The organism is Kitasatospora sp. NPDC029312, assembly GCF_055569215.1.
In genome coordinates this window covers 107,989-122,842 of record NZ_JBVHXY010000012.1, presented here as the reverse complement: position 1 = coordinate 122,842, position 14,854 = coordinate 107,989, and the positions used below count along the sequence as shown (strand labels likewise).

The following is a 14,854-nucleotide window of genomic DNA, read 5'->3' as shown; positions in this document are numbered from 1 at the left end:
CGATCCGACCATCAGCACCGGACTAGCCGTATAGACAGCTAGCTGGCCCGGAGCTATCGTCGTAGCCACCCCCAGCTGCCTCACCCCCTTACCGGTCGAAACGCGCAACGCCCACCCTAAGGACAGGCTCATGGACCTCACCAGCATCGATGTCCCGCAGCTCGCCAAGATGATCGACCACTCGCTCCTGCGCCCCGAACTGACCACCGACGAGGTCCTCCTCGGCTGCGAGCTGGCCGCGAGCCGCGACGTCGCCTCCGTCTGCGTGCGCCCCGCCGACGTCGCCCTGGCGGCCAAAGCCCTCGCCGGCACCGGAGTCGAGGTCGGCACCGTCGTCGGCTTCCCGCACGGCGCCTCCACCACCGCCGTGAAGGTCCGCGAAGCCGAACTCGCCCTCGCCCAGGGCGCGTCCGAACTCGACATGGTGCTCGCCATCGGCCAGCTGCGCAGCGGGGACGACGACGCCGTGGCGGAGGACATCGAGGCGGTCGTGACGGCCGCGGCCAGTGCGGGCCTGGTCAAGGTGATCTTCGAGAACGCCTACCTCGACGACGAGGAGAAGATCCGCGCCTGCCGCCTCAGCGCCCTGGCGGGCGCCGACTTCGTGAAGACCTCCACCGGCTTCGCTCCCGGCGGCGCGACCCTCGAAGACGTCCGGCTGATGCGCGCCCACACCCCGGCGCACATGCGGGTCAAAGCCGCAGGCGGCGTCCGCACCCTCGACCGCATGCTGGAGTTCATCGCCGCGGGCGCCGAACGCTTCGGCGCCACCGCCACCGCCACCATCCTCGACGACCTCGCCACCCGCCAGGCCGCGGCGGCCTGACCCGACCTCACCCATCCCCCCACCGATTACTCGCGGCAACGCGGCACCAGGACTTCATCCGTCATCGGTAAGGAGCGCCCGCCGTCCTGGTGACGATGCCAGGCGCTACTGTCCGCGGAGCAGCACTGGCCGCCCGGCGGCCCGCCCCGGGGCGTGAGATGACCGAGGGCCCGTCCGGTCGGACGAGCCCTCGGTCATCAGGATCAGCGCAGGACGCCGAGGTCCTTGGGGGTGGTGACGCCGCTGAAGGTCAGCAGGTGCCGGTCGGCGGTGACGGCGTACAGGTCGGGCTGCCCGTCACCGTTGCCGTCGCCAGAGCTGCCGAGCGTCGGGTACTCGGCGACCGGGAAGGTACCGATCACCGTGCCCGCCGCGGGGTCGGCCAGCGCGGCGAAGTCGTACGTGCCGTCGGCGCCCTTGGCGATCGGGTACGTGCGCAGCTCGCCGGTGGACCGGCTGCGCGACCACAGCGCGAGCGAGCCATCCGCCGCCTTCCCCGGAGCGATCAGGTCGTATCCGGCCCAGGCGCCCGTGGTGGAGAGCCTCACGAAGGTGTTGTAGTCGTACAGGGGAGCTGGGTCAGTGGAGAGCCACAGGTCACCGTCCTCCACCGTGAGCATGGACGTGCGCTGGTCCGGTCCGAGCGCGCCCAGGGCCACCAGCTGACTGGCCTTCGACCAACCGGGGTTGAAGCCCTCAGGGAGTGCCGGCGGGTTGAACGGGTCCACGTCCCGCCCGAACGGGATGACGCCGCGGGCGAAGGCACCCGTGTCGAAGTTGCGGTAGAGGTCGATGACCGCACTGCCCGGCTGATGAACCATCAGGTCGTCCACGGGTGCGTGCGACTGGTCCCAACCGCGGTGCAGCAGCTGCAGGCCGTTCCACCCCGCACCGCCCGGCGCGCGGACGGCGGCGACGGTCGAGGTCGGCACGGTGGTGGTGGCGTCCGCGCTGATGATCTGGAGGTTGCCGGCCGTGTCGGGCAGCAGGATGTCCGGAATGCCGTCTCCGTTGACGTCGCCGGGGGCGATCGGCGGCTTGGGGTTCGAGGGCGCGTAGAAGGTGTAGGTGACCGGCGGGGTGGTGTTGCCCGCGTTGTCGACGGCCTGCACGGTGAGGATGTTGGTACCCCACTGCGTGGGTTTCAGCTGGAGCGTCGCGGTACCGTCGGCGCCGGCCGCCACGGTGCCCGCGCCGTGGCACGGCGAGCCGACGCTCATCGTGCCGTTCAGGACGTACTGGTAGCAGGCCACGCCCGAGCCCTGATCGGTGCCCTTGACGGTGAAGGTTCCGGTCTGGCCGGCGTACTTCAGCGGGGTCGCCCCGCTGGTGGACGCCGGGAAGTCGGTGGACTCCACGGTGAACTGCGGGGCGGTGGCGTCGACTCCGAAGTGGCAGGCCGCGGTCGGCTTCCCGCCGCCCGGGCCGTAGTCGGGCCAGACCTGCCAGGAGTAGCCGCCGCCCTCGGCGAGGCCCGCGGGCCGGACCTGGACGGTGCCGTCGGCAGCCGTCCGCGCGGTGTCGTCGAAGACCTTGGCGCCGGCCGCGTTCCACACCTTGAAGCGCGCGCCGGGCGCGGTGGTGCGCGCGGTGAGCGTGGGCTCGCCGGTGGTGATCCAGCCCGGCGCCGTGGTGTCGTCGCAGGCGTCGGTGGACACACCGGTCGCGAGCGAACCCGGGCTCGGGACGGCCTTGGGGTCCGTCACGACCGACTGCCCGTTCTCGGCCGTTGCCGTGGGCACACCGATGGTCATCAGGACGACGGCGGCGGCACCGAGCGTGGCGGCCAGGCGGCCGCCAATGGTGGCTGACATGCAGTTTCCCCTCTTTCGAACGCGTTCGATCTCGCGGCGGGAGCACTCTGTCAGCGGGCCGACCCGGCGTCAAACACATTCAGGACCTCATCTGTGGCTCGCCCGGCCGTGTGGCGTAGTCGCCGGAAGCCGAATCCTGGCGTGCCTCCGGATCGTTGTCCGAGGCACAGACTGCGCAGGTCAGGAGGAGTGTTCATGCCATCACCTTCGAAGCGGTGGGCTGTGGTTCTTGCCGGCGTCGCCGCCCTGGTCATGGCGGGGGTCCACAGTGCGGCGGCGACCAGCGTCATCGGCGCCGGCAACAGCGCGCACGACAACCACTGCGCCAACAGCGGATCGGTGCAGACCTCCACCGCGCCGGGCCGGACGGCCGGCGTGGTGGCCGCGGTGCTCGCGGCCGTGCCGCTGTCCGCCCCGGCCAACCAGTGCGGGGACCTGGGCCTGCCCAAGGAGGACAAGGCCGATCAGCCCGCGGAGAACGCCCACATCGACGTCGCCGAGTGAGCGGCTGGCGCTGTCGGGGAGCTCGGCGGCCGGAGGCGCGCAGGAGCCCTCAGAGGGGCGACGTCCGGGTGAACGGCAGGGCGGCCGAATCGGCGCGGACCTTTGCGTCTTGTCGGGTCGTGACCTGCCGGATCACCAGGATGGCCAGAACTGCGGCGATGACGCCGACGATCTGGTCGTAGACCGAGTATCCGTAAGGGCGCGACCCGAGCTGGACGGCAACCGCACCACCGACCGTCTTGGCGAACCACGCCACCCACCACGCGTCGATCGCCCATGTTCCGCCGGTGGGCGTGTTCGCGCGCCAGACGTCCAGCGCCACCCGGCGCGGAATCCACCACATCGCCAGCGGGATGAACCACGCACCGACGGCAAGTCCCGCCGAATACTTGTGCGTTCCTGGAGCGAAGAGCTCGGCATTGAGCCGACAGCGTCGGAACCAGCAGAGGAACACGACGATGGTGGCGAGGAACAGCGACATGGAAATCGGTGCGAACTGCGCGAAGAGCTTCGACCTGGTGCCGCCGGCTACCGCCACGGCCAGTTGTGCGACAGTCTGCACGGCGATCAGCACCTGCGCGGCGAGGGCCAGAGCCCTGGGGTCGGCGACCGGCCCGCTGTAGGCCAGGGCGCGCGGACGCGGCGTATCACGACTTGTTACCGAGTTCACTGCGGGCCCCCACCAACACGCCTGCGGTGCCGGTCACGCGCAGAGATCGGCTGCAGGATAGGGGCGCGTCTTCGGGATGTCCACAAGCCGGCCATCCCGCCGGGGGGCGTCGCCCTCGGCACATGGCTGCTGGTCAAGCCGCTGCTGACCGCGGTGCCCGTCACTGCGGCGCGTTCGACTCCGGCGAGCGCCCGGTGGTGGGCCGCGGCGGTGTGGAAGCCCGGGCGGAGGCGGCGGCCCGTCAGGCGCTCGGCGCGGGCTGGTGGTGACCGCGGGCGGCGTGCAGGTAGTCGGCGAGCCACTGGGCGGGGTGGTCGTCGGCGCGGGCGGCGAGGACGAAGGTGAGCAGGAGGATCTCCGGAGGCAGGGCGAGGGGGCTGCCGAGCCGGTCGTACAGCCGGCGGGAGCGTTCGCGGACGTGGTCGGCGAGGGGTTCGTCGTCGAGGAAGAACGGCAGGTGCAGGCCGTGTTCACGGGCGGTCTCGGGGGCGTGCGCGGCGGTCTCGGCGAGTGACTGTTCGACCGTCATGGTCTCGATGGGCGCCCGGTGCGGGGTGAACCACGTCAGCTCCGGGTCCGGATCCGGGGTGCCCGGGCCGAGGAGGTGGCCGGCCAGGTGGTCGGCGATGACGGGGGAGCAGTGGAAGCCGTCGCGGTAGGTGCCGGTGGCGAAGAGCAGGCCCCGGACCGGGCACGGGCCGATGAGGGGGAAGCCGTCGAGGGTGATGGGCCGGGTGCCCCACAGCCAGCGGGTGAGCTGGCTGTGGGCGACGCTCTGGTCGATCTCCTCGCGGACCGTGCGGATCAGGGTCTCGGCGGAGCCGACCGCAGGCCCGTCGGGGCGGCGCCAGGTGATGAAGTTGGTGGCGCCGAGGTACTGCCGGTCGGTGGCCGGCAGGGGGACCAGGTGGACGCCGCAGCCGGCGCCCCGGTTGGGGGTGCGGATCACCTCGCGGGCACCGCCGGGCCGGGTGCGGCGGGTCAGCAGCGCCGATCCGGCGCCGTGCAGCAGCGGCGGCACCGCCCCGGGCGCCAGGACGCCGGCGGCCAGCTCCGTGCTGCGGCTTCCGGCGGCCAGGACGACCGTGTCGGCCTCCAGCGTGCTGCCGTCCGCCAGCCGCACCCCGCGCACCGCGCCCGCGACGGCCAGCACCTCGCGGACGGCGGCGGGGACCATCCGGACCCGGTGCCGCAGGGCGGCGGCCTCCAGGGCGGCCAGGACGGCGCGCGCGTCGAGGCAGCCCTCGCGGCGCAGGTGCAGGACCCGTGACGGCCAGGACTGGGCGGCCGGTGCCAGGCCGGGGACATCGGCGGCGTCGAGCAGGTCGTGCGGTTCACCGTGTTCTGCGACCGCCCGGCACATCGCGGCGAAGTTGTCGGCGGCGATCGCCCCCGGGCCGCCGCCGGACAACACGAACGTGCCCGGGACATGGGAGCGCACGGCGGCCTCACCCGCCGGCGGCCCGGCGTCCTCGGCGAGGTGTTCCAGCCACGCCGGCCAGCGGTCCAGCGCCTTCCGGGCGAGCGCGAACTTCGCCCGCGCCGCCGGATGGCGGCCGGTGTACCGGGTGACCTCGCCGAAGCAGTTGAGCATCGCCCCCGCCGCCGGGGTGGCCGCACCCAACCGTTCCGGCGGGCCGATCACGGCGATCCGCAGGCCCGCCGCGCGCCGGGCGGTCTCGACCGCCACCGACAGACCCAGCACCCCGTTGCCCACCACCGCCACATCCACACCCGTCTCCGGCGCCACGCCACATCTCTCCTCGGTAGGGATGCCGTCCCGGAGAGGGGGGACCGGGCGGCCGCCGTTCGCCGGGGCCGCGGACGGTCCTCCGCTCCAGCCGGGATCGCTCATCGAGTGCCGCGAAGGGCGTCGAAGGCCGGGTGGGCCGGCCTTCTCCGACGTGCCGCACCGGCCCCCGCCCCGCCCGATGAAGCTCGCGGCACGCGGGGGAGGCGGCCCGTCGGAAGCGCCCACCGTTTCCAGGCCATCACAGCGCCATCGATGCCGCACTTCGGCCGCGAAGGTCACCGCCTACCGCGAGTCACTCCCCTCGACCGCTTTCGGTCGCCAGCCCGTACGGCCGAGTCCGGCCGAATCGGTGGCGCGGATCGCCGCAAGCGCCGCACGTGGGAGCGCACGCCGTCATCGGCGGATCGCGGTCCGACCCGGCGGGGTGGGGGCGGAGGTCATCCGGTGGTGTTGCGGGCGACTGCCCTGAGAATGTCGGCCAGCCACACCAGGTGGTGGCCGACAGCCCGGGCCGGGTCGGCGAGGAGCTCTTCGAGGTGCTGCCAGGACTCGGACAGCTGCCCGATCGTGAGGGCTGCGGGTTCGTCGGACACGTCGTGGAGCTGATCGCTCGGGACGGACCAGAAGTACTCCCCGGCCAGCGTGATCGTGTCACCGTTCAACGACTGCACATGCCGCAGGGCCACTTCGCAGGCCTGCTGCAGTTGATCGAGCCTGATCTGCACCGGGGAGCCGTCCATGGGCGTCATCTTGCCAGGTCCGGCTGCATGGCGCCGAAAATCGGTGGGCGCCCGCTACGGGTCTGCGCTGCTCGCAAGGTATCTGACGTCTAGTCAGAATCGCGCGAGCCCGCGCCGGGGCCCGACTCCCTGATGGGTCGTCAGCAGTCGATGTAGCGCATGCTGAGGCTGGTGAAGCGGGTGTTCGAGGGCGCGCGGAGGGTGAACGAGCGGGACGTGCCCTTTCCGCCGGCCCAGTCGCTGTCGACGTAGCCGCCGTTGGAGAGGCTGCCGCGCACGTAGGGACAGCGGCCGTCCGCCTTGGTGTCGTGCACCGTGCCGATGACCTTGGTGTCGTAGTTGCACCACTTCCCGTTCGCGTAGCCCTCGTTGGAGCTGATGCTCCAGTTGTTGGTGCACGAGTCGGCGGACGGCGCGGCGTTCGCGCCGGCGGCCGGGAGGAACAGGGCGGCGAGGGCCAGCGCGGCGACGGCGGCCCCGGGAACGGCGAGACGGCGCTTGGGCATGGTGGTACCTCCAGACGGAGTTCACGGTGGACATCCGGACCGGAGCGTCTGGACGGCGCGCTGTGCAGCACAGCCGACGGTTCGGCCTGGGCGGTCCACCGAGCGTGACGTACCCGAACGACCGTCGTCAACGGCCGCGCCCGGCGCAGGCGGTGGCACGCGACCCCGCGGGCCCCAGGACGGTACGGGCGCCGCACCGGCACGCCCCGCACCATGGGGGCGGGGCCGGGCTGTTGCCCGTGCGCGCGAAGCCCGGCCGGGAGTTCGACCCGGCGCGGGCTGCCCGTCGCCTTCGCGCTGCCCGACGCGAAGGCGGGCGGGCGCGAAGGCGGACGGCGCGAGACCCGTGCAGGCCCAAGGCGCCCGCACCTGCCGGACGGCCGGCGGTCAGAAGGCGTCGACGTACACGTACAGCCGGTCGAAGCGGAGGGCGGCCAGGTCGGCGCGGCGGATCACCCAGTGGAAGAGGCCCGCCTCCAGCTCCTCGCAGTCGTCATCACCGCGCCAGCTCGCCAAAAGCGTCCACTCGTCGCCGTCCGCGGCGGGGCCCGGCGGCAGCGGTACCTCGTCCCGGGCCACCTCGACCGGGTCCCAGTTGAAGAGGACCGGCTCACCGCCGAGCTGGAAGCGCCAGCGCGGGCGCCAGCCGACCACGTGCGACCAGGCGGACTCCAGCTCGGCGGCCCGCAGCGACTCCTCGTCGTCGTCCTCGTCGCGCCACGGCCACGACCACTGGTGGAAGCAGAAGTCCAGTCGGGCCCGGCGGTAGGGGCCCGGACCGCCGTCCGGGTCGCGCGGCCACTCCGCCAACGGGGTCCCGGCCGGCAGGTAGCGCACGGCGTCGGGGACCACCGACCCGCTGCCCGGATCGGCGTCGGCGAAGAACAACAGCAGGCCCTCGGTGGGCAGCGGCAGATCCGTCACTCCGGGCGGCAGGGCCGCGCAGTCGACGGCCGCGACGAACGAAGCCGCCGGCGCCGAGGCGCCCTCCGGCAGCGGCGGGTTCCCGCCGGTCAGGGCCACCACCGGGCCGTGACCGCCCTCCGCGAGGTAGACCGCCGGGCGGGCGGTGCGTATGTACGCCTCCACCTCGACGGCCGGAATGCCCCGCGCGGCGGCCTCCGCGCGGAAGCGGTCAGCCCTCACCGCGGGCGTTTCCTCAACGCGTTCCGTGTCAGTCATGGGCGGACCCTACCGCCCGTCACATTCGGTCCGCTCCGCCGGAGCACCCTCCGCTGCCGTCCCTGCGGACGGCGAGAACCCGCCCGTGCGGGCAATCCCCCCGGCGGCACCCCTGGCCGAGACCGGCCCGCCCGGCCGACCGTCAGCTGCCCCCAGCCCCTGCGCTACGTCGCGGCCGCCCGACCGGCCACCAGCTGGTCACCCAACGCGCTGCGCCGGTACAGCACTTGGCGCCCGTCACGGGCCCGGGTGACCAGCCCGCCGGCGAACAGGACGCGCAGGTGCTGGGAGACGGCGCTGGGCGTGACGCGCAGCCGGCGGGCGAGCTCGACCGTGGCCGACGGCTCCTCCAACAGGACCAGCAGCCGAGCGCGCGGGCCGCCCAGCAACGCCGCCAGGGCGGTCGGGTCGGGGGCGGGCGGGGTGTCCCAGAGGGTGGCCACGCCCCGGCTCGGGTAGACCAGGCTCGGCGGCTCCTCCGGGCTGAGCGGCGGCGCCGGCTTGTGCGCGAACACGGACGGGATCAGCAACAGCCCGCGGCCCGCCGCGGCGACCCGGTGCCGGCTGATCATCCGGTCGATGTGCAGCACGCCGCCTTGCCAGCGCAGGTCCGGGTGCATGTCGGCGAACAGCAGCCGGGCGCCGCCGAGCGCGAGCCGACGGGCCCGGTAGGTCATGTCCGCCTCCAGCACCAGCCGCATCCGCGGCCACTGCGGCCCGATCGCCGACTCCCAGTACCGGCGCAGGAGTTCGCACAGGCTGTCGCGCAGCGCGGCGACCGCGGCGTCGTCGCCGGCGACGACCGCCCGCAGTGTCTCGGGCACCGGATCCGGCGCGTGCGTGGCCACCAGGTCACGCCGGACCACCTCCGGCGGGGTCCGGTGCACCACGGCCAGCTCCTCCTCGAAGCCCGGCGCGAAGACGGCCGGCACCGGCGTCAGGAAGTCCGGGACGGTCCGCCTGCGCGCCACCAGGGACAGCAGCAGCCCCGTGTCGAGCGCCCCCAGCCGGCCCAGGACGGCCCGGCGCCACGGCAGGTGCAGCGCCGACAGCCCCGGGTCCCGCAGCACCCGCAGGCTCAGCACGGCCTCGTGCACCGGCGACAGCGCGAACCGGGTGTCCGCGAGGTCCTCGACGTCCAGGACGAAGCTGATCATTAAGCGCCACGCTACATCGATTGGCGCTGCCGCGGCGATCCCGTGCACTGGCGCCATGACAACTCCCGCACCACACACCGCCATTCTCGATCGGGACGACGGATGACCCGCCGGCTGGTCCTGCTCCTGGCCCTCGCCTGCGCCGTGGCGGTCGGCAACCTCTACTTCCCCCAGGCCGTCGGCCCGCTGATCGCCGCCGCACTGCACGTACCACCGGACACGGCGGCCCTGGTCGTGACCGCCACCCAACTCGGCTACACCGCCGGCATCGTCCTGCTCGTCCCCCTCGGCGACCGGCTCCCGCACCGCCCACTGCTCGTCACCCTGCTCACCCTCACCGGCCTGGCCCTGCTCACAGCCGGCTGCGCACCGACCCTGCCCGTCCTGGTCGCGGCGAGCGCCGCCGTCGGCCTCACCACGGTCGCCGCCCAGATCGTCGGGACACTCGCGGCGACCCTGACCGCCCCCGACCGCCAGGGCGCCGTGATCGGCGCCCTGCTCAGCGGTTCCACCGGCGGCATGCTGCTGGCCCGCACCTTCGGCGGCACACTCGGCGAATGGCTCGGCTGGCGCACCCCCTACCTGGCCGCCGCTGCCCTCACCCTGCTCCTCGCCACCGTCCTGGCCCGCACCGTCCCGGCCACCACCGCACCCTCCCGCGCCCCGTACCCGGCCCTGCTCACCGAGCCACTGCGCCTGCTGCGCACCGAGCCCGCACTGCGCCGCTCCTGCGTCTACCAGGCGAGCGTCTTCGGCGGCTTCTCCGCCGTCTGGACCTGCCTGGCCCTGCTGCTCACCGGCCCGGTCTACGGACTGGACGCCCGGGCGGTCGGGGTGCTCGCCCTGGTCGGCGCGGCCACCATGCTCTGCACCCCGTACGCCGGACGGCTGGTGGACCGCCACGGCCCCGACCCGGTGAACCTCGCCTGCCTGCTGGGCGTCCTCGCGGCAGCCGCCGTCCTGGCGGCCGGCCGCCACGGCGGTCCGCTCGGCCTGAGCGCCCTCACCGTCGGCACCCTGCTGCTCGACGTCGCCATGCAGTGCGGCACGGTCGCCGGCCAGGCCCGGATCAACGCCCTGCGGCCCGACGCCCGCGGCCGCCTCAGGACCGCCTACATGACCTGCGCCTACCTGGGCGGCAGCGCCGGCTCCTGGCTCGGCGTCCAGGTCTGGAGCCGGGCGGGCTGGTGGGGCGTGTGCACCCTCCTCGCCCTGCTCGCCACCGTCGCCCTGACCCGCCACCTGACGGCGGTGCCGCCCCGGCGGCTCAGGGCGTCCGGTACGCGCTGAGCGGCTCCCAGGCACCGCACTGGGCGCGGAGGCCCGCCCCTGTCCGCTCCGCGGCGCCTCGCCGGGGCCGTCCGCAACGTCGCCGCCGTCACCTCGGCCGCCCTGCCTGTCCAGGGCTGTCCCACCGAAGGCCGTGAGTGATGCGTGTGATTTTCGGTGAGATGCATGTGCGGCCAATGACGTTGCGATGTTTGCGGTGTTCTGCGCTACCTTTCTGGATCGGAGGTATGTGATGTCCGAGATCTACGCGGCGGTGGACGCCCTGCTGGCCAAGGCCCGGGACGGCGGTGACCTACCGGAACCGGCCGAGCGGGAGCGGCTGCGCAAGGCCTCGCCCAGGAGAACGTGCAGCGGCGCCGCACCAAGGCCGGGCAGAAGGCCCGGGTGCGGGGCAAGGACATCGTCGGCACGCCCGGCGAAAGCATGGCCGGCCGCGCCGGAAGACAGGCCATCCGCTCCGGCGCCTCCCACCTCGCCCCGGTCGTCCACGAGACCGGCCAGGCCGGCGGCCGCCTCGCCTTCACCGTCCGGATGAAGGCTGACCAGTTCACGATGCCGGCCGGCTCGATGGAGGACTCCCCGGGCCTGCGCCGCGGCTTCGTCCCGCGCGCGGACGGCACCGAGGAACGCACCTACGGCTCCGCCAGCACCGGCGGGTTCGACGCCGCCGAGTGGAGTCAGCGCGTCGCCGACCACCACGGCGACGTCACCGAGGCGATGAAGGCCTGGCTGGTGGAGACCGGCCGCGCCGTCGAGGACGCCGACATCGCCTACCTGGAAGTCCGCGGCTGGGTGCCGCCCGAGCAACGGTAGAGAGCCCGGTTGCGACTGAGCGCTTCAGTCAGCCTGCGAGCGGTCGTCTCGGCCAGCCGAGCGTTCGGCTTGTGATCAGTCCATTGAGCCGGGACGCGGTAGTTGGAGCCTGGCCACACGTGCTGGAACTGAGAGTAAGTCAGCACACTAACGGCATATGACTTTTCGAGTTAGGTGACACCTCATTTTGGTAGTTGACCCGCCCTGGGAAACGCCGAAGCCGTTACCGGTTTTCTGCTGTGCCGTTACCGCGGCCCGCACAGCGCTAGCGTCGGTCCATGATCGTATGGCTCAACGGCACACACGGCGCAGGCAAGACGACGACCAGCGCACTCGTGCAGCAACTGATCCCGGGCTCGCGGGTGTTCGACGCCGAGAAGGTCGGCGAGACACTCATGGACATCACGCCGGGGCTGCCTGAGACGGACAACTTCCAGCACTGGCCGCCGTGGCGGCCGCTCGTAGTCGAGACCGCCCGCCGCGTACTCGACTACACCGGCGGCACCCTGGTGATGCCCATGACTGTCCTGGTTGAGCAGTACTGGCGCGAGATCAGCACAGGCCTCGCCCAGCATGCCATTCCGGTACGGCACTTCGTCCTTCACGCCGACCAGGACACCCTCCGCGGGCGCATCGCGGGGGACACTGTTCTTGGCCCCAACTCCTCCTTTCGTCTCAAATACCTCGAGCCCTACGCAGAGGCAGCCCGCACGTGGCTACACGGCGAGGCCGAGGTCGTCGACACCACTCACCTCACGCCCGCCCAGGCCGCCCTGCAGATCGCGGAGGCCGTCAAGAGTTGAGGACCGCGATGGTCTCGGTGAGGCGAAGCGTTTCGATCCCGCGCCTCTGGGTGTTGCGCAGCCGGAGCCAGTGGGCGCCCGCGAGCCGGTTCGCGGGAATCAGACTGTCCCAGATATCCAAGATGCCTCCGAAGTGCAGGGCTTTGTGTGCGGGGCTGCCGCAGGCGGGTGTCTGCGCGGCGAGCATCTCGGAGAGGTCGTCGCGTGTCATACGCCGACTGTGCCGGGCGTCGCTCAATTGGCCAACTGGAATAGTCAGTCACACCGGTCGGCCTCTCCGCATCTATGACCTGGCCTCGAGGAGAGCCAGACCGCCCCGCCCCTTCCGCAGCCCCACCCACCGTCTCGCCGTCTCAGCACCCGATGGAGAAGCACCGCCGTGGAGACCACCACCGCCACCGCCGAGCAGGACGTGCCAGCCGCTCTGCGCACCGAGGTCGTACCGCCGCTCCTGGCGCAGCCGTCCGGCACCGCCGTGGCCAACCCGCTGCCGCTGCACTGGTTCCAGAAGGACGCGGTGGCGGCCGCGGTGCGGGAGGTGAAGGAGGGCGGCCGCGCGACGGTCGTCGCGGCGACCGGCTCCGGCAAGACCCTGATCGCCGCCGGCTGCGCGCGACGCCTGGTCGCGAAGGGCCGGGTGCTGGTGCTGGTGCCGACGATCGAGCTGCTGGAGCAGACCGCGGAGGCGTGGTCGCTGCGGGGCGGGCGTCGGGGTCTGGCGGTGGCGGCGTGCTCGCGGGAGGAGGCGCTGGAGAGCGCGGAGGCCGGCGGCCGCGTCCACGCCCGGGTGACCACCCGGCCCGCCGCGCTCACCGACCTGGTCAACGGCGCCCCGGACAACCAGCCGGTCACGGTGTACGCCACCTACGCCTCGCTGGAGCGCATCGTCCAGGCCCACCGCGACTTCGGCCTCCTGGCCTGGGACCTGGTGGTCATCGACGAGGCCCACCGTACGGCCGGCGCCGAGGGCAAGGCGTGGGCGGCCGTGCACGCCGACGCCCAGGTCCCCGCCCGCAGGCGCCTGTACTTCACCGCCACCCCGCGGATCGCCGACGACCGGCGCGCGACGGACGGCCTGGCCGACCTCACCGACGCCGACGGCGCCGAGAAACTGCCCGCGCTGTGCTCCATGGACGACGAGACGATCTACGGCAGGACCGTGTTCACCTGGACCCTCGGACAGGGCATCGAGCACGGCTACCTCGCCGACTACCGCGTCCTGGTCCCCGTCGTCACCGACGAGGACCTGCGCGACCTCCTCAACCTCCCCGCCGTCGCCGACCTGCGCTCCCAGCGCTCCAACGAGGAACTGCTGCGCCTGGCCCTGCAGATGGCGGTACTGCGCGCGGTCGCGGACCTGGAACTGCGCCGCGTCATCACCTTCCACTCCCGGGTCAGCGGGGCACGGGAGTTCGCCGGCACCCTGCTCTCGGCGGCCGAGCTGCTGAAGGACGCCGACCGGCCGGAACGGATCTGGGCGAAGGCGGTGGCCGGCACCGACCGGCTCAAGGACCGCCGGAGCGCGTTCGCCGAGTTCAAGGCCCACACCGGCGAGGACGGCGAGGAGTGCGGCATCCTCTGCAACTCGCGCCTCCTGACCGAGGGCATCGACGTCGCCGCCGTCGACGCGATCTGCTTCGCCGACCCCAAGAGCTCGGTCATCGACATCGTCCAGGCCATCGGGAGGGCGCTGCGCCAGTCCTACCGGCAGGGCAAGGTGTCCTGGATCATCATCCCGGTCTACCTCCCAACCCCCGAGGCCGGCGACGACACCGCAGGCGCCGACCCGGCCGAGGTCCACGACGCCGGACAGGCGGTGAAGGCCGAGGCCGACGCCGAGATCGAAGCCAGTTCCTTCCGGACGATCTGGCGGGTCCTGCGCGCCCTGGCCGCGCACGACGCCCGGGTGGTCGGCCGGATCACCGAACTGCGCACCAGCCGCTCCCCGGCACAGCACACCACCACGACCAAGACGGCCTCCGAGGGCGAGACCGCCGAGGCGGGGGAGGACGAGCAGCACCCGGCGGGGGAGTCGCAGGTCGCGTGGCTGCGGATCAACGCCCGGCACCACGCCGCGCGGATCCTTCAGTCCGTCAAGCTCCGCGCGTTCACCCCGCGCGCCACCGAGTGGCAGCGCATGCACGCCGTCGCCGCGGTCTTCCACCTCCAGCACGGCCACCTCGACCCCACCGACAAGGTGAAGCACGCCGAGCTGATCTCCTGGCTCACCCGCCAGCGCCACCTCCACGGCCAGCACCTGCTCGACCCTGCCCGGATCAGCGAGCTGAACGCGCTCGGCATGATCTGGTCCAAGCACGCCAACGCCTGGGAACGCGGCTACGCCTACGCGAAGGCCTTCCACCACCAGCACGGCCACCTCGCGATCCCGGCCACCACGAAGCTCGACGACTATGCCGTGGGCGCGTGGATGCGCCGCCAGCGCAAGGCCGACGACCTGACGAACGAGCAGGTTGCCAAGCTCGACGCGCTGGACGAGCTGTGGCGCCTGGAGCCGGACTGGAACCGCTCCTACCGCCGCCTGCTCGCCTACCTCGCCGCCGGCGGCACCCTCACCGGCCCCGCCAACCGCACCGGCTTCGGCGACGACCCCGCCTTCCGGCCCGGCACCTGGCTGGGCAAGCAGGACAAAGCCCGTACCGACGGGAAGCTGACCGACCACCAGACCGCGCTCCTGGACGCCCTCCACCGGCACGCCGAGACCGCCACCGGCTGACTCGCCCCCGCATCCGCACCCCTGCCGTCCAGGCCCCACCCGCAGGACCAGGCCCCGTACGG

At 72.8% G+C, this 14,854-nt stretch carries 14 protein-coding genes; 6 read left to right on the top strand and 8 right to left on the bottom strand.

The features are described 5' to 3' along the window. Positions 1-130 precede the first annotated feature (130 nt). Positions 131-826 carry a deoxyribose-phosphate aldolase gene (deoC, locus tag ACZ4WV_RS13105; protein WP_465745854.1) on the top strand — a complete coding sequence of 232 codons (696 nt, stop codon included), beginning with the start codon at positions 131-133 and terminating at the stop codon, positions 824-826. 203 nt (positions 827-1,029) lie between these two features. Here the strand turns inward: deoC and ACZ4WV_RS13100 are convergent, their stop codons facing one another. Continuing rightward, entirely contained in the window at positions 1,030-2,640 is a 1,611-nt protein-coding gene (locus tag ACZ4WV_RS13100; RefSeq protein ID WP_465745852.1) for a hypothetical protein, read from the bottom strand. Between the two features lie 195 nt (positions 2,641-2,835). Between ACZ4WV_RS13100 and ACZ4WV_RS13095 the strand changes: the two genes are divergently transcribed. After that, the gene (locus tag ACZ4WV_RS13095; RefSeq protein WP_465745850.1) at positions 2,836-3,144 is read left to right on the top strand and encodes a hypothetical protein; all 309 of its coding nucleotides are present in this window, start codon (positions 2,836-2,838) and stop codon (positions 3,142-3,144) included. 49 nt (positions 3,145-3,193) lie between these two features. On the opposite strand, the gene ACZ4WV_RS13090 is transcribed toward ACZ4WV_RS13095, so the two are convergent. The 6 genes from ACZ4WV_RS13090 to ACZ4WV_RS13065 form a co-directional block, all read right to left on the bottom strand. Continuing rightward, positions 3,194-3,814, bottom strand: a complete 621-nt coding sequence (locus ACZ4WV_RS13090; RefSeq protein WP_465745848.1) for a DUF4328 domain-containing protein — start codon at positions 3,812-3,814, stop codon at positions 3,194-3,196. Positions 3,815-4,055: 241 nt separating this feature from the next. Further along, positions 4,056-5,564, bottom strand: coding sequence for an NAD(P)/FAD-dependent oxidoreductase (locus ACZ4WV_RS13085; RefSeq protein WP_465745846.1), 1,509 nt, complete (start codon positions 5,562-5,564; stop codon positions 4,056-4,058). Positions 5,565-6,004: 440 nt separating this feature from the next. Continuing rightward, positions 6,005-6,307 (bottom strand): hypothetical protein, encoded by a 303-nt coding sequence (locus tag ACZ4WV_RS13080; protein WP_465745844.1) that lies wholly within the window; start codon positions 6,305-6,307, stop codon positions 6,005-6,007. A gap of 140 nt (positions 6,308-6,447) precedes the next feature. Beyond that, positions 6,448-6,813 carry a hypothetical protein gene (locus tag ACZ4WV_RS13075; protein WP_465745842.1) on the bottom strand — a complete coding sequence of 122 codons (366 nt, stop codon included), beginning with the start codon at positions 6,811-6,813 and terminating at the stop codon, positions 6,448-6,450. A 387-nt stretch (positions 6,814-7,200) separates the two neighbouring features. Next, the gene (locus ACZ4WV_RS13070) at positions 7,201-7,995 is read right to left on the bottom strand and encodes a DUF1963 domain-containing protein (RefSeq protein ID WP_465745840.1); all 795 of its coding nucleotides are present in this window, start codon (positions 7,993-7,995) and stop codon (positions 7,201-7,203) included. Positions 7,996-8,159: 164 nt separating this feature from the next. Beyond that, positions 8,160-9,152: an ArsR/SmtB family transcription factor gene (locus ACZ4WV_RS13065; protein ID WP_465745838.1), complete on the bottom strand. Its 993-nt coding sequence runs from the start codon at positions 9,150-9,152 to the stop codon at positions 8,160-8,162. 102 nt (positions 9,153-9,254) lie between these two features. On the opposite strand from ACZ4WV_RS13065, the gene ACZ4WV_RS13060 reads away from it, so the two are divergent. The 3 genes from ACZ4WV_RS13060 to ACZ4WV_RS13050 all read left to right on the top strand — a co-directional run bounded on the left by ACZ4WV_RS13060 (position 9,255) and on the right by ACZ4WV_RS13050 (position 12,058). Continuing rightward, positions 9,255-10,442, top strand: a complete 1,188-nt coding sequence (locus ACZ4WV_RS13060) for an MFS transporter (protein ID WP_465745836.1) — start codon at positions 9,255-9,257, stop codon at positions 10,440-10,442. 345 nt (positions 10,443-10,787) lie between these two features. Beyond that, positions 10,788-11,255 carry a helix-turn-helix domain containing protein gene (locus ACZ4WV_RS13055; RefSeq protein WP_465745834.1) on the top strand — a complete coding sequence of 156 codons (468 nt, stop codon included), beginning with the start codon at positions 10,788-10,790 and terminating at the stop codon, positions 11,253-11,255. Positions 11,256-11,533: 278 nt separating this feature from the next. Then, positions 11,534-12,058, top strand: a complete 525-nt coding sequence (locus ACZ4WV_RS13050) for a P-loop nucleotide/nucleoside kinase family protein (protein WP_465745832.1) — start codon at positions 11,534-11,536, stop codon at positions 12,056-12,058. Here ACZ4WV_RS13050 and ACZ4WV_RS13045 read toward each other — a convergent pair. Continuing rightward, positions 12,048-12,269 carry a hypothetical protein gene (locus ACZ4WV_RS13045; protein ID WP_465745830.1) on the bottom strand — a complete coding sequence of 74 codons (222 nt, stop codon included), beginning with the start codon at positions 12,267-12,269 and terminating at the stop codon, positions 12,048-12,050. The two genes, ACZ4WV_RS13050 and ACZ4WV_RS13045, sit on opposite strands and share 11 nt — an antisense overlap. A 168-nt stretch (positions 12,270-12,437) precedes the next feature. Between ACZ4WV_RS13045 and ACZ4WV_RS13040 the strand changes: the two genes are divergently transcribed. Then, positions 12,438-14,792 (top strand): helicase associated domain-containing protein, encoded by a 2,355-nt coding sequence (locus tag ACZ4WV_RS13040; protein ID WP_465745828.1) that lies wholly within the window; start codon positions 12,438-12,440, stop codon positions 14,790-14,792. Positions 14,793-14,854: the final 62 nt, after the last annotated feature.